The sequence below is a fragment of the Flavobacterium sp. GNP008 genome (assembly GCF_056428965.1).
On sequence record NZ_JBWJVL010000003.1, the window covers coordinates 203,281 to 227,838 of the forward strand.

The following is a 24,558-nucleotide window of genomic DNA, read 5'->3' on the forward strand; positions in this document are numbered from 1 at the left end:
TGTTTGTATTCCTGTATTTTGGTGTAAATTATAAAAATAAAAAACTGACTTTTAGAATTTAAAAGTCAGTGTCGGGGTATTATTTAAAGGGAAATAGGAAGTGTAGGTATAAATCTAAATAGAATTAATGCATTTTATGTATAATAAAGATAGTTGGACGATTGTGTAAATCTACTTTTACTTTTTTCCAATCATTGGCTTTCATAGTTTTGATATATTCTGAAGGTAAAGTGATATCAGTTGCAATACAAAGATGAGTTGTAGGATTAAGAGCTTGTAAAATATCCTCCAGCATTTTATTGTTCCTATAAGGTGTTTCTATAAAAATTTGAGATTGGTTTTTGTCGTGAGATAATTTTTCAAGATTTTTCAGTGCTGTTTTCTTTTCTGCTTTTTCAATAGGTAAATACCCATTAAAGGTAAAGCTTTGTCCGTTCATTCCAGAAGCCATCATAGCCAAAAGGATTGAAGAAGGACCTACTAAAGGAATAACTTGAATTCCTTTTTCGTGGGCTAATTTTACAATTACTGCACCAGGATCAGCTACTCCAGGGCAGCCTGCCTCACTCATTAAACCGATGTTGTGACCTTCTAATAAGGGTTTAATAAAGTCTAAGTGTTCTTTGGTCTCGGTGTGTTTATTTAATACAAAAAGTTTTAGCTCCGATTGTTTTTTTTCAGGATGCACCCCTTTAATAGATTTACGCGCTGTTTTTTCATTTTCAACAATATAATAATCAATAAAATCAATGCTTCTTTTTATGGTTTGGGGTAAAACATCCATCGGGTCACTATCGCCTAAAGTAGTTGGAATTAAATAGAGTTTACCTAAAAAAGTACTTGTTTTCATTGTTTTATAATTGCATTTTAAAGTAGAATGTATCTTAAAATTATTTCTTTAAAATTAAGGATTGAAAAATTATTGGTGCTTGGCTATTAATTTTTTAGCAATTACTTCGCAAACTTCATCCAGCATGTTATAAACAATTTCGAATCCATTGGGCAAACCAAAATAGGGATCAGGGACGTCTACTTTTTCATCTGGAAATAATTCATTCAGAATAAGTTGCACTTTTTCTTTTTGTTCCTGACTTTTTGCCAACTGAATTACATCGTCATAATTAGAATTATCCATTACATAGATATAGTCAAACGAATCAAAATCAGTCGTGCTGAACTGTCTTCCTTTTTGATCAGAAATACTGATTTTGTTTTTTTTTGCTACAGCAATAGAACGGTCATCCGGTGTATGGCCAACGTGCCAAGAACCAGTTCCTGCTGAATCCACTTTGAACTTATTTTTGGGGAGCTTTGAGGCTAATATACCTTCGGCCAATGGAGACCGACAAATATTGCCTAGACAAACCATTAAAATTTTTATGGGCATAATGCTTTTATAGCGTTAATTTTTTATTGATATCTTCAACAAATTTTTTGAATTGTTTGTCAGTAGCAACTAAATTGTCAACGGTTTTACAAGCATGTAATACGGTAGCGTGATCACGATCTCCAATTTGAGAGCCTATATTAGCCAAAGATGCTTTTGTGAACTTCTTTGCAAAAAACATTGCCAACTGTCTGGCTTGAACTACGTGTCTTTTTCTGGTTTTTGATTGAAGTGTTTCTAAATCCAATTGGAAATAATCCGATACAATTTTTTGAATATAATCGATAGAAATTTCTCGTTTTACATTTTTCACAAATTTCTCCACGACACTTTTAGCAAGTTCTAGGGTAACTTCTTTTTTATTAAATGAAGATTGCGCAATCAGGGAAATAATTGCTCCTTCTAATTCTCTAACATTCGATTTAATATTTCGTGCAACGTATTCGATGATCTCTTCTGGAATTTCCACACCATCTCGGTACAAAATATTTTTTAGAATAGAAATTCTAGTTTCATAATCTGGTTGATGCAATTCAGCTGACAATCCCCATTTGAAACGAGATAACAAACGTTGTTCAATATCTTGCATGTCAACAGGCGCTTTGTCAGAGGTCAAGATGACCTGTTTGCCGTTTTGATGGAGATAATTAAAAATATGAAAAAATACATCTTGAGTTCCTGATTTTCCAGAAAGAAATTGAACGTCATCAATAATTAAGACATCAATTAACTGATAGAAATGTATAAAATCATTTCGATTATTCTTCTTAACGGAATCTATATACTGTTGTGTAAAAATCTCAGCAGAGATGTATAAAACGGTTTTTTCAGGATGTTTGTCTTTTATTTCTACACCAATGGCATGTGCCAAGTGTGTTTTTCCAAGGCCAACTCCACCAAAAATTAATAACGGATTAAAAGAAGTTCCCCCCGGTTTATTAGCAACTGCCATCCCTGCCGAACGGGCCAGTCTATTGGAGTCACCTTCTAAAAAATTATCAAAACTATAATTAGCATTCAGTTGAGATTCAATCTTTAAATTCCGAATTCCAGGAATTACAAAAGGATTTCGTAATTCAGGGTTTAAATTTTTAAAGGGAGCGTCTACTTCTTGGGGCTTCATAGGAACTCTATTGGCGCTTGGCAACTGTTCTGTAAACGGTTGTTTATTGCCATAAGTATTTTCCATTCTGATTTTATAAAGTAACTTAGCGTTTTTTCCAAGTTCTTTGGTCAAGGCCACTTTTAATAGTTTTACATAGTGTTCTTCTAACCATTCATAGAAAAATTTACTTGGAACTTGAATATATAATGCGTTATCGGTAAGTTCAACTGATTTGATTGGTTCAAACCAAGTTTTATAGGCTTGGTCTTGGATGTTGTCTTTTATAAAAGACAAGCAGTTTTCCCATACTGATTGAGCAGTTTTGTTCATATATTCTATTAAATTGTTTTTTATTGGTAATTGTTATCTTACTAAAAAAAAGATGTTTTATTATTATTTATCGGGGTAACAAATATGTGAACAAATTTCTGTAAAAAAAAATATATAGGGTAATAATTTCACGAATTATTGTTGTAAGGAGCTTTTAAAATTTAAATTTTTAATACATAATTAATGAAAGATCATCAAATTGAAGTGAGGGTTAGGTACTCAGAAACAGATCAAATGGGCGTTGTATATCATGGGAATTATATCCCCTATTTTGAAATAGGAAGAGTGGAATGGCTAAGAAACAAAGGGGTTTCGTATAAAAGTATGGAAGAAAACGGGATTGCGCTTCCTATTGTTTCGATGAATATAAATTATAAAAAATCAGCTCGGTATGATGAGTTGCTCACCGTACATACAATTTTCAAAAGTCAGAGTTCTGTGAAGATAGAATTTGATTGTGCTATATATAATGAATCAGATGAGTTATTAACAACTGCCCAATTTATTTTGGTTTTTGTGTCCTTAAAAACAGGTCGTCCTACTGCGCCACCGGATTATATTTTAGAATTGTTAAAAACAATAGAATAAATTGTAAAAGGAGCAATTTTATATTGGAATTAGAGTCGTTTTATATCGATTTCAAACATCAAATTAAAAATGTCGAATACCATTTCGGCATTTTTTTTTCGGGTTTTTATCTCAATTATGCCCATAGGAAGCATAGTGATTTCATTTATGGTCATGTGTTGAGATACAATATTCAATCTCTTTTCCTTAATAACCCGCATTACTTTATTCATATTAGTGTAATCAAAGGAGATCGTAAAGCGAATATCTATGGTTTTTTCAACAATCTGACTTGTTTCTAGTACCATTTGGGCGGTAGTTTTATAAGCGGAAATTAATCCACCAACGCCTAATTTGATTCCGCCAAAAACCCTAACAACTACCAGTAATATATTGGTAACTGTGAAGGATTGAATTTGCCCATATATTGGCATCCCTGCACTATTGCTTGGTTCTCCGTCGTCATTTGCTCTGTAGGTGATGGCATCGACGCCAATTTGGTATGCATAGCAAAAATGTCCGGCATTAGGGTGTTGTTTACGTAAAACTTCAAGGAGTGGTTTTACTTCTTCCTCGGAGTGAATGGGAAAGGCATATCCATAAAATTTGCTGTTTTTTTCTTTATATAGAAGTGCCTCCGTAGGAAATTCAATGGTATTGTAAGTATCTTTCAATTTGAATTTTAAAAATGGGAAGGGAGTTTATACCTTACGTGGATTTTAGATTAATTTTTTGTCTAAGAGATGAATTACATCTTCTTTTCCAACTTGTAAATTCCAAACCTCAAAGCCTAAAGCCAGAGCAGCATCAGTATTTTCTTTTTTGTCATCAATAAATAACGTGCGCTTTGGTGACAAATCATGGTTGTTTATCAAATGATTGAAAATTTCAGGATTTGGTTTTCTGATGCCAAGTTCGAATGAAAAATAGACTTTTTCAAAACATTGATAAAAATCTCGGTAAAACGATATCCCGTTTTTTTGCTCAAAAGTTTCGATATGGATAGCATCAGTATTAGACAATAAAAACAAGCGGTATTTTCCGGAAAGCAATTGAAGGAATTCCAACCGGTATAAAGGAAAGTCCAAAAGAATGGCATTCCAGGCGGCTAATATTTGTTTAATACTGGCCGTTGGGATGTATTTTTGAATCCCAAAAAGGAAATTTTCGCGAGAGATTTGCCCCGTTTCAAACTGCAAGTTCAATAGGTCTAAATCTTCATTCCATTCCTTTAAGCCTAATTTTTCAAAAGCATTTACAGTGGCTTGTTTATCTAAATTGATAAAAATATCTCCAAAATCAAAAATTATTGCATTAATCATGGTTTCTAGAAATTATAAGTTCGTCAGCACCAAGTATGTGTTTTTTAAACTGTTTTTTTATAAGAATTGGCGCGTTGATTCCTTTTTTAAATTGGATGTCTCCAATGAATATTCGGGCTTCATCCCAAAGATTGGCATTGATAAAAGTGTCTAATGTTTGTCTTCCACCTTCAATAATAACAGATTGAATCTGATGCTCATACAGCAATTGGATTATTTGTATGGCTAAGTTATTTTGAAAGTCAATTGTTTCAAAGATACTATTTTCTTTTTCAACAAGAGTTTTATATTTAGAAAATAGGATAGTTTTAACTTGATTGTCAAGGATGTGGCTATCTTTTGGGATGCGATTATTTTGATCTAAAAGCACACGGATGGGATCGCTTCCAAACCAGTCGCGTGCGTTTAATTTTGGATTATCATCAATGGCAGTTTGAGTTCCTATCAAAATGGCTTGTTCTTCAGTGCGCCATTTGTGTACCAATTGTCTGGAATACGCATTGGTAATCCAAACAGGTTTTTTTTCTGTTTTCTGCTCTGGGGCTATGAATCCATCTTGACTTTCGGCCCATTTCAATATAATGTAGGGTCTTTTCTTTTGGTGGTAGGTAAAAAAACGTTTGTTCAGTTCGTTACACTCTGCTTCCAAAACACCAACGGTAACCTCAAGTCCAGCTTCTAGCAATTTTTTGATCCCATTTCCAGCTACTTGTATGTTGGGATCCACCGTTCCGATAACCACATTTGGAATTTTATTTTGGATAATCAAATTGCAACACGGAGGTGTTTTTCCAAAATGGCTGCACGGTTCTAAACTAACGTAAATTGTTGCTTTAGTTAGCAATGATTTGTCTTTTACCGCATGGATGGCATTTACTTCAGCATGTGATTCTCCTGCTTTTTTATGCCAGCCTTCGCCAATGATTGTGTCATTATAAACAATAACACAACCTACTAGTGGATTTGGATAGGTTGTCCCTAATCCGTTTTTAGCCAATTCAAGGCAACGGTTCATGTATTTTTGATGTATTTTCACATTGTAAAAGTAGTAATTTTTGAGTTTAAGATTTTGTTTTAAAAACTTCTAAAAATAATAGTAAACAATTTCTATTTTTGCAACTGTAATTATATTTAAAGAAAAATGGAAAACTTCGTAATTAGAAAAATAAATAAAGAAGACAATCAAGAAGTTGCTCAATTAATTCGAGCTATTTTTGATGAAATGGATATACCAAAAGTAGGTACAGCTTATGAAGATCCGTATTTGGATTTAATGTATGAAGAGTACAATAAGCCCCGATCTGTTTATTATGTAGTAGAAAACAATGGAAAAATTGTTGGAGCTGCAGGGATTGCTCCGCTCGCGAATGAAGCAGTAACCATTTGTGAATTGCAAAAAATGTATTTTCTTCCTGAAACTCGTGGAATTGGACTAGGTTCAGAAATGATGGAGGTGTGTTTGCAAAGTGCTAAAAGCTTTGGTTTTGAAAAGTGTTATTTAGAAACGATGCCATTTATGCTAGATGCTCAAAAACTGTATAAAAAAGTAGGTTTTGAAAACATTTCTAATCCTATGGGCAGCACAGGTCATACAAGCTGTCCGATATGGATGTTAAAAGAGTTATAAGTTTTGACTAATCAATGGATTGTTGTTTCATAGATTCAATTACCGAGTAAAATGAAAATAAAAGAATACAGAAGGTTTTTTATTGAGGAACTTACGTCAGTTTATGAGGCGGGAGAAGCAGAAAGTTTTTTCTATTTGATTTTAGAAGACAAACACCACTTGAAACGTATTGATTTAGCTTTGAACCCTGATTTGTTTTTTTCAGAAGTAGATATTGCGGGTTGGGATTTAATTTTAGTAGCATTAAAACAGGAAATTCCGATACAATATTTGTTAGGGAAAACTAATTTTTATGGTTTGGATTTCCAAGTCAATTCAGATGTTTTGATTCCAAGGCCGGAAACCGAAGAACTAGTTGATTGGATTTTAGAAAGTCAAAAGTCGAAAGTCGGAAGTCAAAAGATCCGTATTTTGGATGTTGGAACAGGAAGTGGCTGTATCGCCATTTCATTGGCAAAAAATCTTCCAAATGCCACTATTTTTGCAATTGATGTTTCTGAAAAGGCTTTGGCTACAGCCAAAATAAATGCGGAAAATAATTCTGTAACGGTTACTTTTATCAATCAAAACATTCTTGAAACGGAAGATTTAAGGCAACAATTTGATATTATTGTTTCTAATCCGCCCTATGTTCGAAATCTGGAAAAAGAGGAAATTAAGAAAAATGTTTTAGATCATGAACCGCATCTAGCCCTTTTTGTAGAAGACAATGACGCATTGATTTTTTATAAAAAAATAGCCGAATTAGCACAAAAAAACCTACCCAAAAACGGACTGTTGTATTTTGAAATCAATCAATATTTAGGGAAAGAAATGATTGATTTACTCGAAAAAATGAACTTTAAAAACATCGAATTGAAAAAAGACATCTATGGTAATGACAGGATGATTAAAGGAAGTGTATAGGAAACAGTTCCAGTATCAATTGCTTATAAATTGAAAACGGTTTTACTTTTTATGCCTAAAGAGTAAATTATTCGTATCGTAATGCTTCTATAGGATCAAGTACTGCAGCTTTTACAGCAGGATACAAACCGGACGCGATTGCTACAATAAAACTTGTGATAAAAGCCGCCATAATGGCTCCCCAAGGTATTACAAATACAAAATTCATTGCGGTAGCGATTCCAAATCCAATTAGAATTCCAAAAATAATTCCTACGAGGCCCCCTAATTGACCAATAAGTAATGTTTCGATAAAAAACTGAAAAGCAATTGTGGTTTTCTTTGCTCCCAATGCTTTTCTGACTCCGATTTCTCGAGTGCGTTCTGTAACCGAAACAATCATAATGTTCATCAATGCAATAGAAGATCCCAATACGGTTATAATACCGATTAGCCATGAGGCTAAGCCTAGATATTTTGTAATTCCTAAAATCCTGTTAATAAGATCATCACTTCGGACCACACCAAAATTATTGTCTTCTACAGGACTTAATTTCCGGACCCTTCGCATGGTGCTGTTTGCGTTGTCAATGGCTTGATCAAGCAACTCTTTTTTGCCTGCCATGACGCTCACAGTATAGTTAATATTAGGTGCGGTAAATAATGAGCGCGCTAATTGAATAGGGATTAAAACCCTTAAATCTTGACTGTTGCCAAAAGTGGATCCTTTCTCTTTCAAAACACCAATAACTTTGAATTTAGCGCCCCGGATAGAAATTATTTTATCAATTGGGTTTACATCTTTCAACAGACCTTTTTGAAAATCAGAACCGACTACGCATACATAAGCGTTATTATCAATATCAAATCCTGTAAAATTACGTCCAGCGCTGGTTTCCAATCCGGAATTGGTCATGAAATATTCATCGACGCCTACAATTGAATTCTCGGGATCTGTTTTGGTAGCTTCATATTTTACTTCGGCTGCTGATGTTGCCGTAAAAGAAAGAGAGGTTTCTGTAAAAGGATATTTGTATTTATTTTTGAAAGCCACAGCTTCAGGATAAGAAATAATCGGATTTATTACTTCGCGTTCACTGCCTCCACGATTTCGCGTGGTGTTTTCATATTGCTTGATGTTAAAAGTATTGGCTCCCATGGATGCGAAATCAGAGGATATTGTATTTTCAAGAGCTGAAACAACGGTAAGGATACTAACTAAAGCCGTAATCCCAATAGCGATAATCATCACTGTAAGAACCGTTCGCAACAATTGCGTTCTAATAGAACCTAATGCAATCCGAATATTTTCTTTGAATAATTTTAACATCATGTAAGTTTGACACGAAAATACAATTTTTGTTACAAATTTTCTTCAGGTAAAAACTATTTTAATTTGGCGGCTTTTTTTTGGGGCGCTTTTTCAAGCTTCCAGATACAAACGAAGTTCACTGAACTCAAATAAAAATAAAAAATACGTGAAGTAATCGCTCCGTAAAAATAAGTTGTTTTTCAGTTACCTAAAAGGAGCTTGCTCTGGTCGCTCTTTCCGGCAAGAAAATACTATTATTTTTTACGTCCCTTTTTCCACTATAATCGGGTTTAGGCACCGGAGAATAAAATGCTAAAATTTGTAAACAGAATAATTTTAAAAATAAGATATTTGCAAAGAATTAATTTTTGGAAATTTTTCAACACTTCCAAAATCGTAACATCCAATAATCATATAATGGCATCAAAACCGAGCATTCCTAAGGGTACCAGAGATTTTTCACCAACAGAGGTGGCAAAGCGGCAATACATCATTCAAATTATAAAAAGTAATTTTGAGAAATTTGGTTTTCAACCCATAGAAACGCCTTCCTTCGAAAACTCCGAAACTTTAATGGGGAAATATGGGGAAGAGGGCGATCGTTTGATTTTTAAAATATTAAATTCCGGGGATTATTTAGCAAAAGCCAATGCAACACATCTTGAAAACAAAGACAGTACAAAACTGACAGCAAGTATTTCAGAGAAAGCCTTGCGGTATGACTTAACCGTTCCGTTTGCTCGTTATGTGGTACAGCATCAAAATGATATAGAGTTTCCATTTAAAAGATACCAAATTCAACCCGTTTGGAGAGCTGACCGACCTCAAAAAGGGCGTTTCAGAGAATTTTTTCAATGTGATGCTGATGTTGTGGGATCAAAATCATTGTGGCAGGAGGTAGAATTAGTACAGTTGTACGACACTGTTTTTTCGGCTTTGGGTTTAAAAGGAGTAACAATCAAAATCAATAATAGAAAAATTTTGTCCGGTATTGCAGAAGTAATTGGTGCATCCGATAAATTAATAGATTTCACAGTAGCACTGGATAAGCTGGATAAAATAGGGGAAGAAGGTGTCAAAAAAGAAATGATCGAGAAAGGCATTTCGGAAGAAGCGATCTCAAAAGTGCAGCCATTATTTAATTTCACAGGAACGATTTCGGAGAAAATAACCCAGCTTTCAATTTTGCTTGCGGAATCTCAGGAAGGGATGAAGGGCGTAGAAGAATTGCGTTTTATTTGTGAGAATGTGATGAATCTAGGATTAAACAATTCGATTTTAGACTTGGATGTGACCTTAGCAAGAGGATTGAATTATTACACAGGCGCTATTTTTGAAGTGGCTCCGCCAAAATCAGTCGCCATGGGCTCCATTGGTGGAGGCGGACGCTACGATGATTTGACTGGTATTTTTGGACTCAAAAACATGAGTGGTGTAGGAATTTCTTTTGGATTGGATCGAATTTATCTGGTTGTCGAAGAATTAGATTTATTTCCGGACACAGTAACAGCAACCTCCAGCGCATTGTTTATTAATTATGGAAACGCAGAAGCTTTTTACGGGTTACAGGCCATCCAAAAATTACGAGATTCAGGTGTAAAAGTAGAATTATATCCAGATAATGTAAAGGTAGCTAAACAATTCCAGCATGCTGATAAGCGAGGAATTCCTTTTGCGGTGCTAATTGGAGAACAGGAAATGGAATCAAATATGTTCTCTCTTAAAAATCTAGGTACAGGCGAACAGCTGTTACTGGATTTTGAAGGTTTAAAACGGGCATTGTTGCAGTCTTAAAAATTTGTAAATATAAAAAAAGCTTCATTTTTCAAAACGAAGCTTTTTTTAATATACGGTAATAGTGAATTAATAATTGTTTGGAATAATATTTTTAATCTTTACTTAGAAATACTTTTCTAAAGAAAGGTTTAACAAAGCTAAAGAAACAATATCAAGATAATCTTAAAATAATCTTAAAATTTTATGTTGTTAGGAGTTATATTGAAAAGAAAAGTGAAATCAGTAAAAAGATGACAATTTGACATTTTGAAAGAATTGGCAGTACTTTTGCAATCCATAGAAAAGAATAAAAATGAAGTTTAAGAATATTTTTAAAAACACTAGTAATATGACTACTGAAAATACAGAAATTGATCAAGAAATAGATGATGTGACATTAGAGAATAATGCCAATGGAGAGCAAATCATTATTGAGGAATTAAGTCTGGAAGAGCAATTGACTCAAGACTTAGCCAAAGAGAAAGACAAGTATTTACGATTATTTGCTGAATTTGAAAATTATAAAAGAAGAACTTCTAAGGAGCGTATAGAATTGTTTAAGACTGCAAATCAAGAAGTTTTATTAGCAATGTTACCTGTTTTAGATGATTTTGACAGAGCTATAGTAGAAATTAGCAAATCCGATGATGAACTTCTTTTAAAAGGTGTAGAGCTTATTCATGAGAAATTAAAAAACACTTTAGTTTCTAAAGGATTAGAGCAAGTTGAGGTTAATGCTGGAGATGCATTTGATGCTGATTTTGCTGAAGCAATTACTCAAATTCCGGCGCCTTCAGAAAAAATGAAAGGTAAAATTGTAGATGTTCTTGAAAAAGGATACAAATTGGGGGATAAAATCATTCGTTTTCCAAAAGTTGTTTTAGGGCAATAAATAGGATCTTGAATTAATAATGTCTTTGATATTACGCCTAGAGATGCGCTGCTGTGTGACTCTACAAAAGAAAAAATAAAAATGAAAAAAGATTTTTACGAAATATTAGGCATTTCAAAAAATGCAGATGCTGCTGAAATTAAAAAAGCATATCGAAAAAACGCGCTACAGTTTCATCCTGACAAAAATCCTGGAGACAAATCGGCAGAAGATAAATTTAAATTAGCTGCTGAAGCGTATGAAGTACTGAGTGATCCGCAAAAGAAAGCTAAATATGATCAATATGGGCATCAAGCTTTTGATGGTTCTGGAGGATTTGGCGGTGGTGGTCACGGCGGAATGAATATGGATGACATTTTTAGTCAGTTTGGGGATATTTTCGGAGGCGGTTTTGGTGGTTTTAGTGGCGGCGGCGGAGCTCGTCGTGCTAAAGGAAGTAATCTTCGTATAAAAGTAAAATTAACATTGGAAGAAATTGCCAATGGTGTTGAGAAAAAAGTAAAAGTAAAACGTAAGGTTCAAGCGCCTGGAGTTACCTATAAAACGTGTGCTACCTGTAACGGCCAAGGTCAGGTAATGCGCGTAACCAATACTATTTTGGGTAGAATGCAATCTGCTTCTACTTGTCCTACTTGTAGTGGTTCAGGTCAAATATTAGATAAAAAACCAGCAGAAGCCGATTCACAGGGAATGATTCTTGAAGATGAAACCGTTTCAATAAAAATACCTGCAGGAGTTGTTGACGGTATGCAATTGAAAGTTTCTAATAAAGGGAATGATGCTCCAGGAAATAGTATTCCGGGAGATTTAATTGTTGCAATTGAAGAATTAGAGCATGAATTTTTGAAACGTGAAGGAGAGAATCTCCATTACGATTTATACATCAGTTTTGCCGAGGCTGTTCTTGGAATTTCAAAAGATATTGAAGCTATTAACGGTAAAGTGAGGATTAAGCTGGAAGAAGGAATTCAATCCGGTAAAATTCTCAGATTAAAAGGAAAAGGAATTCCGAGTATTAATGGATATGGAAACGGAGATTTACTGGTTCATGTAAATGTTTGGACACCAAAAACATTGAACAAAGACCAAAAGCAGTTTTTTGAAAAAAATCTTACGGATGAGAATTTTATTCCAAATCCGGAGAAATCTGACAAATCCTTTTTCGAGAAAGTAAAAGATATGTTTTCGTAAATTTTTTAGACACTCTTTATTGCGTTTAAACCAGATGATACCTAAGCCATTTTAATATGGTATTTAAAATTTAATCCCCATTCTTGCTAAACAAGGATGGGTTTTTTATGTAATAATTCTAAGGATATCGGTACTTATTATTTACTTTTACCCCAATTAAAAATCCAGCATGAGTAACATACTTGAAGTTAATAAAGTAGTCAAGCAATATGGTGATTATGTAGCACTTAATGGTGTTTCATTAGCTGTTCCTAAAGGGAGTATCTACGGACTTTTAGGTCCAAATGGTGCAGGAAAAACATCACTAATACGGATAATAAACCAAATTACATTGCCAGATAGTGGAGAAATTATTCTGGATGGTGAAAAACTGCAACCCAAGCATGTTCAATACATAGGATATTTACCAGAAGAACGGGGCTTGTATAATACAATGAAAGTAGGCGAGCAATGTTTGTATCTGGCTCAAATGAAAGGACTTTCAAAGGCTGAGGCCAAAAAACAACTGGAATACTGGTTTGAAAGGCTTGAGATTCAAGGGTGGTGGAACAAGAAAATTCAAGAACTCTCTAAAGGGATGGCTCAGAAAATTCAATTTGTAGTGTGTGTGTTGCATAAGCCAAAATTATTGATTTTTGACGAACCCTTTTCCGGTTTTGATCCTGTAAATGCCAATATTATAAAAGATGAAATTCTGGCACTGAGAGAAGATGGCGCTACTATAATTTTTTCGACTCACCGAATGGAAAGTGTTGAAGAATTGTGTGACCATATTGCGTTAATTCACAAATCAAATAAGTTGATAGAAGGAAAGTTAAGTGATGTTAAAAGAGAGTTTAAAACTAATAGTTTTGAAGTGGGTATCTTGTCTGATAATGTTGAGGGTTTGATGTATGCGATTACGCAAAAATTCACTGTTGGCCCCGCTAATTTTAAATCACTCAACAACGAATTAAAACTGGAAATTCACCTTGGGACTGCTTCGCCAAATGATTTATTACACGTCCTAACACAACGCGGACAGGTAACGCACTTTGTAGAAAAAATACCAAGTGTAAACGATATTTTTATTAGAACAGTAACACAATAGATATTTCGATATTCAAAAAATCTAAGAATTCAATAAATCAATAATCGAAAATAAAATAAATGAGTATCATATCATTAATCATAAAAAGAGAATTTATTGCTAAGGTGCGTAATAAATCTTTTATCGTTATGACCTTTTTAAGTCCGTTGCTATTTGTAGGACTTGCGGCATTTGTGGGGTACTTGAGTTCGATGAAGGCGGATACGAAACGAATCGCTATTCACGATGAATCCGGTTTATTTGTAGAAGAATTTACAGCTAAAAATGATGAAAAAGCAGAATGCAAATACCTAAATTTATCTCTCATCGATTTAAAATTTTTGAAAGACAGCATCACTAACGAAAGCTATGAAGGGCTGTTATACATTCCAAAATTAGAAAACATAAAGGATTTTGAAAATAAAATACAATTCATTTCAAATAACAGTCCCAGTATTTCATTTATAGAAAATGTTCAGGAGGTGATTGCAGGAAAGCTTACTAAAATTAACCTTGTACAAGCCAATTTAGATACTTTAGCCATTAATAAGGCTCAAGCCAAAGTGAATATTAATTTGGCCAAAGCATCGGGAGAAGAAAGTATAAAAGGGCTTAACGAAATCAAAATAGGGATTGGAGGTGCTTTTGGGTATCTCATTATGATGTTTATTATCATTTATGGCAATATGGTAATGCGAAGCGTCATAGAAGAAAAAACCAGCCGAATTGTAGAGATAATCATTTCTTCGGTAAAACCATTTCAATTAATGATGGGCAAGATTATAGGGACAGCGTTAGCGGGATTGCTACAATTCTTTATTTGGGCAATAATCGGATTATCATTAATGTTTGCTGCTTCGGTATTTTTTGGTGTAAATGTGGGCCCAACAGCTAGAATTTCACCGGAGTTAATGCAAGCTGCACAACAAGAAATGACCGGAACCGCACAAATGTATATTAGGGAGTTATGGAATTTGCCTATTGCAAGCATATTGATCGGATTTGTGATTTATTTCATAGGTGGATATTTTCTATATAGTTCCTTTTACGCAGCCATTGGTGCCGCAGTTGATAACCAAACCGATTCGCAACAATTTCTATTACCCATTATCATGCCCTTAATGTTGAGTGTTTATATTGGTTTTTTTACCGTTATAAATGATCCTCACGGTACAATTGCCGTCATCTTCTCCATGATTCCGCTTACCTCACCAATTGTAATGCTAATGCGTATTCCGTTTGGCGTACCTTTGTGGCAAATTACCATTTCAGTGGCATTATTATTTTGTACTTTCTTTTCGGTAGTTTGGTTTGCCGCAAAAATATACCGGATAGGAATTTTGATGTATGGTAAAAAACCAACCTGGAAGGAAATGTACCGATGGTTAAAATATTAATAGAACTTTAATTGTTTAGTTGGTTGACCCATTAGACAATTTATCCATTAAACAAAAAATTAAATGAGTAAAATACTTATCATAGAAGATGAAGCTGCAATTCGAAGAGTATTAACCAAAATACTTTCCGAAGAAAACGATACCTATCAAGTTGAAGAAGCGGAAGATGGTGTTACAGGTTTTGAAAAAATTAAAAACAATGATTACGATTTGGTTTTGTGCGATATCAAAATGCCAAAAATGGATGGAGTAGAATTACTAGAGGCCGTCAAAAAAATCAAACCTGAAATTCCTATGGTTATGATCTCCGGTCATGGTGATATGGAAACGGCTATCAATACGATGCGTTTGGGGGCGTTTGATTACATCTCAAAGCCACCGGATTTAAACCGATTGTTGAATACGGTACGCAACGCTTTAGACAAAAAACAACTTGTAGTAGAGAATAAAATTCTGAAGAAAAAAGTCAGTAAAAACTATGAAATGATTGGCGAAAGCGATGCTATTAATCACATTAAAGTGATGATTGAAAAAGTTGCTCAAACTGAAGCCAGAGTTTTGATTACAGGGCCAAACGGAACTGGAAAAGAGCTTGTAGCCCATCAACTTCACGAGAAAAGTGAAAGAGCAAATTATCCATTAATCGAAGTGAATTGTGCTGCAATTCCGTCAGAATTGATAGAAAGTGAATTATTCGGTCACGTAAAAGGAGCGTTTACATCGGCGGTGAAAGACCGCGCAGGAAAATTTGAAGCGGCTGATAAAGGAACTATTTTCTTAGATGAAATTGGTGACATGAGCCTTTCGGCACAAGCCAAAGTATTACGAGCTTTACAGGAAAGTATGATTACCAGAGTGGGAGCGGATAAAGACATTAAAGTGGATGTTCGTGTCGTTGCTGCAACCAATAAAGATTTAAAAGTAGAAATTGCAGAGGGACGTTTTCGGGAAGATTTGTACCACCGTTTGGCTGTGATCTTAATAAAAGTCCCATCGTTGAATGATAGGCGTAATGATATACCAATGTTGATTTCGCATTTTTCTGAAAAAATTGCTTCCGAGCAAGGAAATGCAATCAAACGATTTTCAAAAGATGCTGTTCGTCTTTTACAAGAATACGATTGGACGGGTAATATTCGGGAACTGCGAAATGTAGTAGAACGCTTGATTATTCTTGGCGGAAGCGAAATTTCCGAGAATGATGTGAAGTTATTCGCATCGAAATAATTAAATAATTTAAAGATTAAATAATTTAAAAATTAGTGGAGTTCTCTTTTAATTTTTGAATATTTAAATCTTTCAATCTAAAATAAATGAAACTAAAAAAAATAAACGAAGCGTTACAAGAAGCCTTAATTGAAAATGGTTTAAAAGACGCCAATGCCATGCAAAAAGAAACCTTTTCAACAATGAAAAGCGGTTCGGATTGTATTGTTATTGCACCAAAAGGAAGCGGGAAATCGACTACAATAGTATTAAATGTAATTCAGCAATTGGTTCGAGAAGGGGAAGAATCACCTCGGGCTTTGATAATCGTTGAAGATAAAGCCAAAGTACTGGAAATGGAAGACCTTTTCGAGAAGTTTGGAAAATACACAGATTTAAGAGTATATGGTGTGCATGACAAAGGAGATATGGAATATGATAAAAATTATATTTCAACTGGAATTGATGTGTTGATTGGAACTCCGAATAAATTAAGTGAAATGTTTACTACAGCCGGTTTTAATGTAAACCGATTAAAAATGTTTATTTTGGATGATGCAGATCCAATTTTGAAGTTGCGTCATGAAACTAAAATCATGCGTATTTCAAATAGCATCACTAAAACGCAACGTATCATTTTCTCAGAACAATTCACCGAGCGAATAGAAATTCTTGCTGAAAAAATGCTGGTAGAGCCTTTTGAATTCGATTTTGATGCAGATGAAGAGGATGCAGAAAATTTTGAACTTGAGACTGGAGATGAGTTCGAAGAGCAAGAAGGAGATGAAGAAAATGGTACTAAATAATTAAATAAAGACAAGATGGGATTAATGAAAGTGTTTTCGGGAAGTGAAATTTTAGCTTTAGCATTGCAACAGAGAATTGAAGCAATTGGAGTAGATACCGTTTTAAAAAATAACATACAATCAGCTCGATTAGGAGGTTTTGGAAATTCAGATTTAGCAGTAGAATTGTTTGTTCAAGAAACTGAGTTTTCAAAAGTGAATCCAGTTATTGAAGAATTCAGAATGAGTATTTAAAAGCATTCACAATAAAAAACAGAATGAAATATAAAATGTTAGTTTTGGACATGGACGACACTTTGTTGACCGATGACCATATCATTTCAAACGAGAATAAAGAAATGTTGTTTAAGGCCCAAGAGCTGGGAGTTTATGTTATTTTGGCATCTGGAAGACCAACACCTGCAATGATTGCTTACGCCAAAGAATTGCAATTGGATAATTCCTATATGATATCGTATAACGGCGCTGTTATAACGGATTTAAAAGAAGATAAAATCATTTTTGAGCAAACGTTAACCCAAGAACAAATTCATGATTTGTATGATTACAGTTTAAAAAACAAGACCCATATTATCACGTACCTTGACGGGAAGATTGTGAGTGAGACGGATTCAGAATACATTGAAATCGAAAAAAACATCACCGGTTTAGAGCATAATAAAGTACTTAGTTTTAAAGCAGAGGTTAAATCAGCAGCTATAAAATGTATTTTATTGGAAGCCCCAGACTATCTCAAAGAAGTAGAAAAAGACTTGAAAGCAGCCATGCCGCATCTCAGCGTATGCATGTCAAAACCCTTCTTTCTGGAAGTAGCACAAAACGGAATTGATAAAGGAGCCAGCATTAAGTTTCTAGCCGAAAAACTGAACATTCTTCAAAGCGAAATTATAGCTGTTGGCAACGCAGGAAATGATTTAACCATGATTGAATATGCTGGATTGGGGGTTTGGGTTGATAATGTAGATCCTGAATTAAGGGATAAAGGAGATGTGATAGTAGGCTCAAATAATGATCACGGTGTGGCTGAGGTGGTGAGGCGATTTATTCTCAACTAAGATTTTTTCTTAGGAGGTTTGCAATTTTTACAAAAATCTGGATATTCTTGTATTCTTTTAAGTACATCTGTTCGAATTTCTAATAGCTTTTTCTCGTTTTGACCAAGGTCAGTTATTTTTGATGTAATGGCATGTTCTTCAGTATATTTTTTTTCAATGTCATTATAGATAAGTTGTAAAAAACTGGCGTCAGAAAAGGTACCTTTTCGATCGTAAATCTCTTTTCGCAATTTACGTGCGTAGAGTTCAGACAAATCAAATTCATATTGAGCAAAATTCATTAAATAGTTTGCTGTAGTAGTATCAGTTGCAATAATTGATGCCGCATCACGCTTGAATGTAGAATTCACTTTAGAATTAAAATTTTTAGTAAACATAAACTCAATATTGCTCATTTGGAACGCAAAATCAAGACTTGAAGCAGTATGAATACTATTGATTTTTACATTCCCAATTTGAGTAGCACTAGATTGAAAGTCCGAAACTTGCAATTGGTATTTACCATCCCATTCAATAGTATTTTGAGCATTTATCTGAACTGTAATTAAAAGAAACGTAATTATAAATATTTTTTTCATTTTTTAAAGTCTAATTATTTACATACAAGAGGCTAATATATAGAAAATTATTGATTTCGTTTTCCAAAATATTGTGCGTAAATTTGCACTCTCAATTTTTTGACAACGATTTCATTAATTGAGTTATCTTATGGAAAATAGAAAAAAAGTTGCTTTTTATACGCTTGGTTGCAAACTGAATTTTTCGGAAACTTCTACAATTGCCCGTAATTTACAAGACGAGGGTTTTGATCGGGTAGATTTTGAAGAAGTCGCTGATATGTATGTGATTAATACCTGTTCGGTTACGGAAAATGCAGACAAACAGTTCAAGCAAGTCGTGCGAAAAGCAATGAAATTGAATGATAAAGCATTTGTCGCGGCAGTAGGTTGTTATGCGCAATTGAAACCGGAAGAATTAGCAGCCGTTGATGGTGTAGATTTAGTTCTTGGTGCAACAGAGAAATTTAAATTGGCGGATTATATCAATGATTTGTCCAAAAACGATATGGGCGAAGTACATTCTTGCGAGATTTCGGAAGCGGATTTTTATGTGGGAAGTTATTCGATAGGAGATAGAACCCGTGCTTTCTTGAAAGTGCAGGACGGTTGCGATTATAAATGTACCTATTGTACCATTCCATTAGCAAGAGGAATTTCGAGAAGTGATGAGCTGGAAAATGTGCTCAAAAATGCTAAAGATATTTCTGCTCAAAATATCAAAGAAATTGTTCTTACCGGTGTAAATATTGGAGATTACGGAAAAGGGGAATTTGGAAATAAAAAACACGAACATACCTTCTTAGAATTAGTTCAGGAATTAGACAAAGTACAAGGAATCGAAAGATTGCGAATTTCTTCAATTGAACCAAATTTATTGAAAAATGAAACGATCGAATTTGTATCAAAAAGCAGGACTTTTGTACCACATTTTCATATTCCGTTGCAATCCGGTAGTAATGATATTTTGAAATTAATGAAGCGTCGTTACCAACGTGAAATATATACGGAACGGGTAAATAAAATACGGGAAGTAATGCCGCACGCTTGTATTGGTGTGGATGTGATTGTTGGTTTTCCTGGTGAAACGGATGAGCACTTTTTAGAAACCTATCATTTCTTGAATGATATGGATATTTCGTATTTACATGTTTTCACGTATTCAGAACGTGATAATACCGAAGCGGCAGTAATGGAAGGTGTTGTTCCTGGAAATGTTCGGGCAAAACGTAGCAAAATGTTGCGCGGATTGTCCGTTAAAAAACGCCGTGCTTTTTACGAAAGCCAATTGGGTACAAACAGAACTGTTCTATTTGAAAGTGAAAATAAAGAAGGATACATTCATGGTTTTACCGAAAACTATGTGAAAGTAAAGACGCCTTGGAATCCAGAATTAGTAAATACATTACACGAAATCAATTTGACTAAAATTGATGAAGACGGAAGTGTGCGAATGGATTTTGTAAAGACTATGGTTTAAGTTTTTTTTACCATATTAGTCATGTAAGATTTTAAACCATTAAGATATTAAGGGAAAGCTTAATCTCTCAATGGTTTTTTATTAGATATTGGTGATTCGACTTTAAGACTTTTGACCTTCAACCATTACTATGGATTCGTAGACCAAATACTACTGTTTTTGATGAAAACGCGTCGGTTTAGTTTGAGTTGCGCGATGATTAATTCGGCCATATCTTCGGCTTGCATGACTTTTTCCGGATTTCCATCAGTCAGTTTTAAATCTTTGGCCATTTCAGTGGCAACTGTGCTTGGTGTTAATGCCGTGACACGAATATTATGTTTACGCACTTCTTGCATTAAGGATTCCGTTAATCCTAAAACAGCAAATTTAGAAGCACTGTAGGCACTTGTTAACGCATTTCCGCTTAATCCGGCTGTTGAAGAAATATTAATGATATCACCCATTTGTCTTTCGATCATATTGGGTAATACGGCGCGGGTTACATAATAGGTTCCCATCAGGTTTACCTGAATGATGCGTTCCCAATCGGTTGGTTCTAATTCTAAAAATTTACCAAAAGCCGCTATTCCGGCATTGTTAATTAAAATATCAATAGATCCAAATTCGGCCAATGCTTTAGCAACTGCGGCGTTCACTGAATTAATATCGGCAACATCAGCGGTTATTGCCAGCGCTTTTACTCTTAAAGAGCGTACTTTTGCAGCGACGCTGTCAATCTCTTCTTGTGTTCTGGCAACCAAAATCACATTCACACCTTCTTTGGCTAAGGCCAAAGCTATGGCTTTTCCAATGCCTTTTCCAGCTCCCGTAATCAGGGCATTTTTATTTTTTAAGTCTGTCATTTTATCAATTATTGGGAAGCCAATTATAAGGCTTCGTTTACTGTAAAAGTACCTCGTTTTATATTTGAAATCTATTTTGGGTTTCTATTTAATTTAAATTTAACGTTATGGTATTTTGAATGAAACGATTATTTTTAATCTAGGAGACTCTTTTTTAAATCCAAAGTCAATTTGTAAATGTCTGTTTCTAAAACTTCGGTGTCTTTGTCTTCACAAAGTAGGAACTCGATTTTTTCTTTTGAATGTGTAAATACAGTTAATCCTTCAAATTTATGGGTACTGCTAATTTTTTGGGTGAAATCGATTTTCATGGTTTTGAGGTTAATTCTCCCTATAAGGCTTCCTAAAACTTCGCCATCATCGTAAGTAGATGCAGTATCTTCGGCTGTTGCCAAAAAATAAATGCTATCATCGACTAAAACACCATCGGTAAAACTACTGCGTACTCCTTTTATTTTAGGGAGTTTGTAGTTGTTTGAGAGAATACTAAAATCGTTGGTCAGATTTTCTCCTTGAATAGTGAAAATAACATTTTTATTGGCACTTCCGTTGCCACGATTCAATAACAACCAGTTTTCACCATTATAAATTGCACCTTCGATGTTGAAATCTTGGGGTTTAACATCGCCAAAACTTTGCATTACGGCATATAAATTGGAAAGATCTGTTGTAGTATTCATTTTTTTATCTTGGGTATCAAGTTGCACCATGGCGTTTCTTTTTTTGGTTGAACCAGAACCAAAAACATACAGCTTATCTTCAAAATGGGCGATTGCCTCAAAATCAGGTTTTTCTTTTTTTAGAATATTTTCGGATGGATTTTCAATTAGAGCATGGCGCTTTAAATCATTCGAATTCATATGATACGCATAAAGGTACCCACTGTTATCTCCAATGATGTAAAGGGAATCCTCTTTGTAAATAAGTCCTGATGCGGAACCAATGCCAATGATTTGAAATAATAATTCGAGTGTAAATTTTTCCATTATTTTTTATGTAAACGAATGCCTAGCCCAGATAGTAGTAGAAATCCTTTTGTTATTTTTTTTTAAAATAATAAAAGATTGCAACGAATAGCTGGAAAATGCTCCTGAAATTCATCAGGATTAATCCTCATTATTTGTTATATTTGAGTTCGCTAAGATAAATTATTTGATATGAAGTCTATAAATCCCGACGATTTTAAAGTGATTGGCAAAATTAATTTGGCCAATATGGCTACTAACCTTTTTAATGGGAATAGTAACGATGAAAAGGAAGATAAATTAGATAAAGTTCAAGTGAAATTGAGTGAAATACAAGACGTGATGTATGCACACAATCGGTATGGAGTTTTGATTTGTCTGCAAGGGATGGATACATCAGGCAAGGATAGTTTGATTCGGGAAGTTTTTAAGGAATTCAATTCCCGTGGAGTGGTAGTACATAGTTTTAAAACGCCAAATTCGAATGAATTAGAGCATGATTACTTGTGGCGGCATTATTTAGTTTTACCTGAAAAAGGAAAATTTACGGTTTTTAATCGATCACATTATGAAAATGTTTTGGTTACTCGAGTGCATCCGGAATATTTGTTAAAGGAAAATTTACCTGAAATTGAAAATATAGCGGCTGTTACGCCCCAGTTTTGGGAAAATAGAATGGAACAAATCAATAATTTTGAAAAGCACATTACACAAAATGGGATTATCATGCTGAAATTCTTTTTGCACTTAAGTAAAGAGGAGCAACGGAAACGCTTGTTGCGTCGCTTAGAAGAACAAAAGCACAATTGGAAATTCTCTACAGGTGATTTGAAAGAGCGAGAACGTTGGGATGATTATATGCATTGTTATGAAGAAGCAATTAATAAAACATCGACTGATTATGCGCCATGGTTTGTGATTCCTGCAGATGATAAGGAGATGGCGCGCTATATTGTAGCCAAAATTATTTGGGAAGAAATGCGAAAACATGCGGACATTCAAGAACCAAAAATGGACGATAGTATTAAAGCAAATATTGAAATGTATAAGGAGATGCTTAAGAAGGAAAAGTAGTTTATAACACCTCTTGGGGCAAGGTTAATTAAAGTTTACTATTGTATTAATATAAAGTTACTACGTAAATTTATTGTTTTTTTAAGCAAAAAAACGCTCAAATTGTTAATTTTTTCTTAATAATTTATTCGTTTAAAGTTAAAACTCAGTGCATTTCTTTGCAATGAATTTAAAACTATTAACCAAAATGAAAAAAATTATTCTACCAATGTTGTTTTTAGCATCACTAATTTCTTGTGAAAGTGATTCTAAATCTTCAAATGAGACTACAAGTGTAGTTTTAGCCAATCAATCACTCACACCAGTATTATTAAAAAAACAAGCGGGATTTGAAGGTTTATCGCTTTTTTCATTGATCACATCAGATGATGTTTTAGCGGGAAGCCCAAATTTTGTTTTTGGAGGTTCAGCCGATGGATCAGGATTATTGAAAAATGCGGATGGAACATTTACTTTTTTGGTAAATCATGAAGATAACTTTGCCGTGTCAAGAGTCACTTTTGATAAAACATTTAAACCAACAAAAGGGGAGTATTTATTGAATTCTAATGGAGGAACTTGGAGGTTGTGTGGAGCCACTATGGCTACTGTTGCTGAGCATGGTTTTGGTCCTTTGTATTTGACATGTGGAGAGTCTGGTGAAGAATCTCGTACACATGCCGTAAATCCTTTTGGAGATGTGGGTTCTGCTTCTGTTTCAAAAGAATTACCAGGTCTAGGACGACTAAGTGCTGAAAATGCATTACCATTGAAGGCAACTGCTTTTACTGGGAAAACGGTTGTAGTTATTGGTGATGATGACTCAGGGACTAATGGGGGCCAGGTATTTATGTATGTCTCCAATACAGTTGGAGATTTAGCGAATGGTGCTTTGTATATGATGAAAAGAACGGATGACAACCAAAGAGAGAAAGATATGGTTGCAAACCAAACGTATAATGTGTCTTTCGTAAAAATTGATAATCATACTACAATGACTGGAGCGGCAATAAATGCATCTGTCAATTCCTTGAAAGCATTAAAGTTTGGTAGAGTTGAGGATCTAGATTATAAAAAAGGGAGTGATGCCGGAGCAAGAGAAATATATTTTAACGTTACTGGACAAAATACAACAGGTTCAAATGCAGATGGTTCCAGAACTAAATATGGCAGAGTTTATAAGTTAAATCTAGATGCTAATAATCCGTTAATTGGAACTTTACAAGTGATTCTTGATGGCGATGATCGAACAGGAATTGCAGGAAAATTTCAAAATCCAGATAATATTTGTGTGACAAAGAACTATGTTTATGTTCAGGAAGATGCAAACGGTTATGGTGACGAAACACATGATGCTTATATTTATCAATACAATATGGCAACAAAACAATTGAAGGTAGTTGTTGAATTAGACCATCGTCGTACTGAGATTGATGCTGCTAAGTATAATGTTGGTGGAGTTAGTAAATTTGGAGACTGGGAGTATGGAGCGATGATTGATGTGTCAGAGGAGTTAGGAATTGAAGATACTTTTTTATTGAGTGTTCAGCCTCATACTTGGAGAGGAACAAAATATAAAGGTGTCGATGGAGGAACCAATCGTCCCAATGAAGATCAGGCAAGTCAAATCGTATTAATCAAAGGATTAGCACGATAGTTAACCCAATTACAATAGTTACAAATATCCACGGTTTCTTATTGGGAACCGTGGATATTGTTTTTAAATTTATT

Annotated in this window: 25 protein-coding genes; 15 read left to right on the plus strand and 10 right to left on the minus strand. The window is 34.4% G+C overall.

Translation table 11 applies throughout. The annotated features are described in order from the left end of the window. Positions 1-124 precede the first annotated feature (124 nt). From AC0608_RS10330 to dnaA, 3 genes are all read right to left on the minus strand, one after another. Positions 125-850: an SAM-dependent methyltransferase gene (locus AC0608_RS10330; protein WP_417960896.1), complete on the minus strand. Its 726-nt coding sequence runs from the start codon at positions 848-850 to the stop codon at positions 125-127. Positions 851-919: 69 nt separating this feature from the next. Continuing rightward, entirely contained in the window at positions 920-1,387 is a 468-nt protein-coding gene (locus AC0608_RS10335) for a low molecular weight protein-tyrosine-phosphatase (protein ID WP_417960894.1), read from the minus strand. Positions 1,388-1,394: 7 nt separating this feature from the next. Beyond that, positions 1,395-2,822 carry a chromosomal replication initiator protein DnaA gene (gene dnaA / locus AC0608_RS10340; protein ID WP_417960892.1) on the minus strand — a complete coding sequence of 476 codons (1,428 nt, stop codon included), beginning with the start codon at positions 2,820-2,822 and terminating at the stop codon, positions 1,395-1,397. A 183-nt stretch (positions 2,823-3,005) separates the two neighbouring features. Here dnaA and AC0608_RS10345 point away from each other — a divergent pair, with 183 nt between their 5' ends. Continuing rightward, a complete protein-coding gene (locus AC0608_RS10345; protein WP_478289005.1) occupies positions 3,006-3,410 on the plus strand; it encodes an acyl-CoA thioesterase in 405 nt (134 codons plus the stop codon). 29 nt (positions 3,411-3,439) lie between these two features. On the opposite strand, the gene AC0608_RS10350 is transcribed toward AC0608_RS10345, so the two are convergent. Genes AC0608_RS10350 through ribD form a run of 3 tightly spaced genes read right to left on the minus strand, consistent with a single transcriptional unit; the run spans position 3,440 to position 5,747 of the window. After that, positions 3,440-4,063, minus strand: coding sequence for an IMPACT family protein (locus tag AC0608_RS10350; protein ID WP_478289006.1), 624 nt, complete (start codon positions 4,061-4,063; stop codon positions 3,440-3,442). 45 nt (positions 4,064-4,108) lie between these two features. Then, positions 4,109-4,711 carry an HAD family hydrolase gene (locus AC0608_RS10355; protein ID WP_417960886.1) on the minus strand — a complete coding sequence of 201 codons (603 nt, stop codon included), beginning with the start codon at positions 4,709-4,711 and terminating at the stop codon, positions 4,109-4,111. After that, positions 4,704-5,747, minus strand: a complete 1,044-nt coding sequence (ribD, locus tag AC0608_RS10360; protein ID WP_478289007.1) for a bifunctional diaminohydroxyphosphoribosylaminopyrimidine deaminase/5-amino-6-(5-phosphoribosylamino)uracil reductase RibD — start codon at positions 5,745-5,747, stop codon at positions 4,704-4,706. The genes AC0608_RS10355 and ribD overlap by 8 nt, the downstream gene beginning before the upstream one ends. 105 nt (positions 5,748-5,852) lie before the next feature. Here ribD and AC0608_RS10365 point away from each other — a divergent pair, with 105 nt between their 5' ends. Both AC0608_RS10365 and prmC read left to right on the plus strand, forming a co-directional pair. Continuing rightward, on the plus strand, positions 5,853-6,338 hold the full coding sequence (locus tag AC0608_RS10365) for a GNAT family N-acetyltransferase (RefSeq protein ID WP_478289008.1): 486 nt from the start codon (positions 5,853-5,855) through the stop codon (positions 6,336-6,338). A 51-nt stretch (positions 6,339-6,389) separates the two neighbouring features. Next, positions 6,390-7,244, plus strand: a complete 855-nt coding sequence (gene prmC, locus AC0608_RS10370; RefSeq protein ID WP_478289009.1) for a peptide chain release factor N(5)-glutamine methyltransferase — start codon at positions 6,390-6,392, stop codon at positions 7,242-7,244. 67 nt (positions 7,245-7,311) lie between these two features. Here the strand turns inward: prmC and AC0608_RS10375 are convergent, their stop codons facing one another. Further along, entirely contained in the window at positions 7,312-8,556 is a 1,245-nt protein-coding gene (locus AC0608_RS10375; RefSeq protein WP_478289010.1) for an ABC transporter permease, read from the minus strand. Between the two features lie 396 nt (positions 8,557-8,952). Between AC0608_RS10375 and hisS the strand changes: the two genes are divergently transcribed. The 9 genes from hisS to AC0608_RS10420 all read left to right on the plus strand — a co-directional run bounded on the left by hisS (position 8,953) and on the right by AC0608_RS10420 (position 17,927). Further along, positions 8,953-10,329 (plus strand): histidine--tRNA ligase, encoded by a 1,377-nt coding sequence (gene hisS / locus AC0608_RS10380; RefSeq protein ID WP_417960876.1) that lies wholly within the window; start codon positions 8,953-8,955, stop codon positions 10,327-10,329. Between the two features lie 295 nt (positions 10,330-10,624). Further along, on the plus strand, positions 10,625-11,203 hold the full coding sequence (locus AC0608_RS10385; protein WP_417960874.1) for a nucleotide exchange factor GrpE: 579 nt from the start codon (positions 10,625-10,627) through the stop codon (positions 11,201-11,203). A gap of 81 nt (positions 11,204-11,284) precedes the next feature. Continuing rightward, the gene (dnaJ, locus tag AC0608_RS10390; protein WP_478289011.1) at positions 11,285-12,394 is read left to right on the plus strand and encodes a molecular chaperone DnaJ; all 1,110 of its coding nucleotides are present in this window, start codon (positions 11,285-11,287) and stop codon (positions 12,392-12,394) included. Positions 12,395-12,563: 169 nt separating this feature from the next. Next, a complete protein-coding gene (locus AC0608_RS10395) occupies positions 12,564-13,484 on the plus strand; it encodes an ABC transporter ATP-binding protein (RefSeq protein ID WP_417960870.1) in 921 nt (306 codons plus the stop codon). Between the two features lie 59 nt (positions 13,485-13,543). Further along, a complete protein-coding gene (locus AC0608_RS10400; RefSeq protein WP_417960868.1) occupies positions 13,544-14,860 on the plus strand; it encodes an ABC transporter permease in 1,317 nt (438 codons plus the stop codon). Positions 14,861-14,923: 63 nt separating this feature from the next. Next, on the plus strand, positions 14,924-16,087 hold the full coding sequence (locus AC0608_RS10405; protein ID WP_417960866.1) for a sigma-54-dependent transcriptional regulator: 1,164 nt from the start codon (positions 14,924-14,926) through the stop codon (positions 16,085-16,087). Between the two features lie 86 nt (positions 16,088-16,173). Then, positions 16,174-16,872, plus strand: a complete 699-nt coding sequence (locus AC0608_RS10410) for a DEAD/DEAH box helicase (protein WP_478289012.1) — start codon at positions 16,174-16,176, stop codon at positions 16,870-16,872. A gap of 15 nt (positions 16,873-16,887) precedes the next feature. After that, a complete protein-coding gene (locus AC0608_RS10415; RefSeq protein ID WP_291249006.1) occupies positions 16,888-17,106 on the plus strand; it encodes a DUF2007 domain-containing protein in 219 nt (72 codons plus the stop codon). Between the two features lie 23 nt (positions 17,107-17,129). Continuing rightward, positions 17,130-17,927, plus strand: a complete 798-nt coding sequence (locus AC0608_RS10420; protein ID WP_478289013.1) for a Cof-type HAD-IIB family hydrolase — start codon at positions 17,130-17,132, stop codon at positions 17,925-17,927. On the opposite strand, the gene AC0608_RS10425 is transcribed toward AC0608_RS10420, so the two are convergent. Beyond that, complete coding sequence (locus AC0608_RS10425) at positions 17,924-18,505, minus strand: hypothetical protein (protein WP_478289014.1); 582 nt, start codon at positions 18,503-18,505, stop codon at positions 17,924-17,926. The genes AC0608_RS10420 and AC0608_RS10425 overlap by 4 nt on opposite strands. Before the next feature lie 130 nt (positions 18,506-18,635). Here AC0608_RS10425 and mtaB point away from each other — a divergent pair, with 130 nt between their 5' ends. Further along, complete coding sequence (mtaB, locus tag AC0608_RS10430; protein WP_478289015.1) at positions 18,636-19,964, plus strand: tRNA (N(6)-L-threonylcarbamoyladenosine(37)-C(2))-methylthiotransferase MtaB; 1,329 nt, start codon at positions 18,636-18,638, stop codon at positions 19,962-19,964. Positions 19,965-20,092: 128 nt separating this feature from the next. Here the strand turns inward: mtaB and AC0608_RS10435 are convergent, their stop codons facing one another. Together AC0608_RS10435 and AC0608_RS10440 are read right to left on the minus strand one after the other, a co-directional pair. Then, positions 20,093-20,809 (minus strand): 3-ketoacyl-ACP reductase, encoded by a 717-nt coding sequence (locus AC0608_RS10435; RefSeq protein WP_417960856.1) that lies wholly within the window; start codon positions 20,807-20,809, stop codon positions 20,093-20,095. A gap of 134 nt (positions 20,810-20,943) precedes the next feature. After that, positions 20,944-21,795, minus strand: coding sequence for a DUF6929 family protein (locus tag AC0608_RS10440; protein WP_478289016.1), 852 nt, complete (start codon positions 21,793-21,795; stop codon positions 20,944-20,946). Between the two features lie 171 nt (positions 21,796-21,966). Here AC0608_RS10440 and AC0608_RS10445 point away from each other — a divergent pair, with 171 nt between their 5' ends. Then, positions 21,967-22,848, plus strand: a complete 882-nt coding sequence (locus AC0608_RS10445; RefSeq protein WP_417990290.1) for a PPK2 family polyphosphate kinase — start codon at positions 21,967-21,969, stop codon at positions 22,846-22,848. Positions 22,849-23,035: 187 nt separating this feature from the next. Further along, on the plus strand, positions 23,036-24,484 hold the full coding sequence (locus AC0608_RS10450) for a PhoX family protein (protein ID WP_417990289.1): 1,449 nt from the start codon (positions 23,036-23,038) through the stop codon (positions 24,482-24,484). The last annotated feature ends 74 nt before the right edge of the window (positions 24,485-24,558 follow it).

Coding starts and splice junctions, on each gene's coding strand:
- AC0608_RS10330 (WP_417960896.1), bottom strand. CDS start 850: ATGAAAACAAGTACTTTTTTAGGTAAACTCTATTTAATTCCAACTACT.
- AC0608_RS10335 (WP_417960894.1), bottom strand. CDS start 1,387: ATGCCCATAAAAATTTTAATGGTTTGTCTAGGCAATATTTGTCGGTCT.
- dnaA (WP_417960892.1), bottom strand. CDS start 2,822: ATGAACAAAACTGCTCAATCAGTATGGGAAAACTGCTTGTCTTTTATA.
- AC0608_RS10345 (WP_478289005.1), top strand. CDS start 3,006: ATGAAAGATCATCAAATTGAAGTGAGGGTTAGGTACTCAGAAACAGAT.
- AC0608_RS10355 (WP_417960886.1), bottom strand. CDS start 4,711: ATGATTAATGCAATAATTTTTGATTTTGGAGATATTTTTATCAATTTA.
- AC0608_RS10365 (WP_478289008.1), top strand. CDS start 5,853: ATGGAAAACTTCGTAATTAGAAAAATAAATAAAGAAGACAATCAAGAA.
- prmC (WP_478289009.1), top strand. CDS start 6,390: ATGAAAATAAAAGAATACAGAAGGTTTTTTATTGAGGAACTTACGTCA.
- AC0608_RS10375 (WP_478289010.1), bottom strand. CDS start 8,556: ATGATGTTAAAATTATTCAAAGAAAATATTCGGATTGCATTAGGTTCT.
- hisS (WP_417960876.1), top strand. CDS start 8,953: ATGGCATCAAAACCGAGCATTCCTAAGGGTACCAGAGATTTTTCACCA.
- AC0608_RS10385 (WP_417960874.1), top strand. CDS start 10,625: ATGAAGTTTAAGAATATTTTTAAAAACACTAGTAATATGACTACTGAA.
- dnaJ (WP_478289011.1), top strand. CDS start 11,285: ATGAAAAAAGATTTTTACGAAATATTAGGCATTTCAAAAAATGCAGAT.
- AC0608_RS10395 (WP_417960870.1), top strand. CDS start 12,564: ATGAGTAACATACTTGAAGTTAATAAAGTAGTCAAGCAATATGGTGAT.
- AC0608_RS10400 (WP_417960868.1), top strand. CDS start 13,544: ATGAGTATCATATCATTAATCATAAAAAGAGAATTTATTGCTAAGGTG.
- AC0608_RS10405 (WP_417960866.1), top strand. CDS start 14,924: ATGAGTAAAATACTTATCATAGAAGATGAAGCTGCAATTCGAAGAGTA.
- AC0608_RS10410 (WP_478289012.1), top strand. CDS start 16,174: ATGAAACTAAAAAAAATAAACGAAGCGTTACAAGAAGCCTTAATTGAA.
- AC0608_RS10415 (WP_291249006.1), top strand. CDS start 16,888: ATGGGATTAATGAAAGTGTTTTCGGGAAGTGAAATTTTAGCTTTAGCA.
- AC0608_RS10420 (WP_478289013.1), top strand. CDS start 17,130: ATGAAATATAAAATGTTAGTTTTGGACATGGACGACACTTTGTTGACC.
- AC0608_RS10425 (WP_478289014.1), bottom strand. CDS start 18,505: ATGAAAAAAATATTTATAATTACGTTTCTTTTAATTACAGTTCAGATA.
- mtaB (WP_478289015.1), top strand. CDS start 18,636: ATGGAAAATAGAAAAAAAGTTGCTTTTTATACGCTTGGTTGCAAACTG.
- AC0608_RS10435 (WP_417960856.1), bottom strand. CDS start 20,809: ATGACAGACTTAAAAAATAAAAATGCCCTGATTACGGGAGCTGGAAAA.
- AC0608_RS10440 (WP_478289016.1), bottom strand. CDS start 21,795: ATGGAAAAATTTACACTCGAATTATTATTTCAAATCATTGGCATTGGT.
- AC0608_RS10445 (WP_417990290.1), top strand. CDS start 21,967: ATGAAGTCTATAAATCCCGACGATTTTAAAGTGATTGGCAAAATTAAT.
- AC0608_RS10450 (WP_417990289.1), top strand. CDS start 23,036: ATGAAAAAAATTATTCTACCAATGTTGTTTTTAGCATCACTAATTTCT.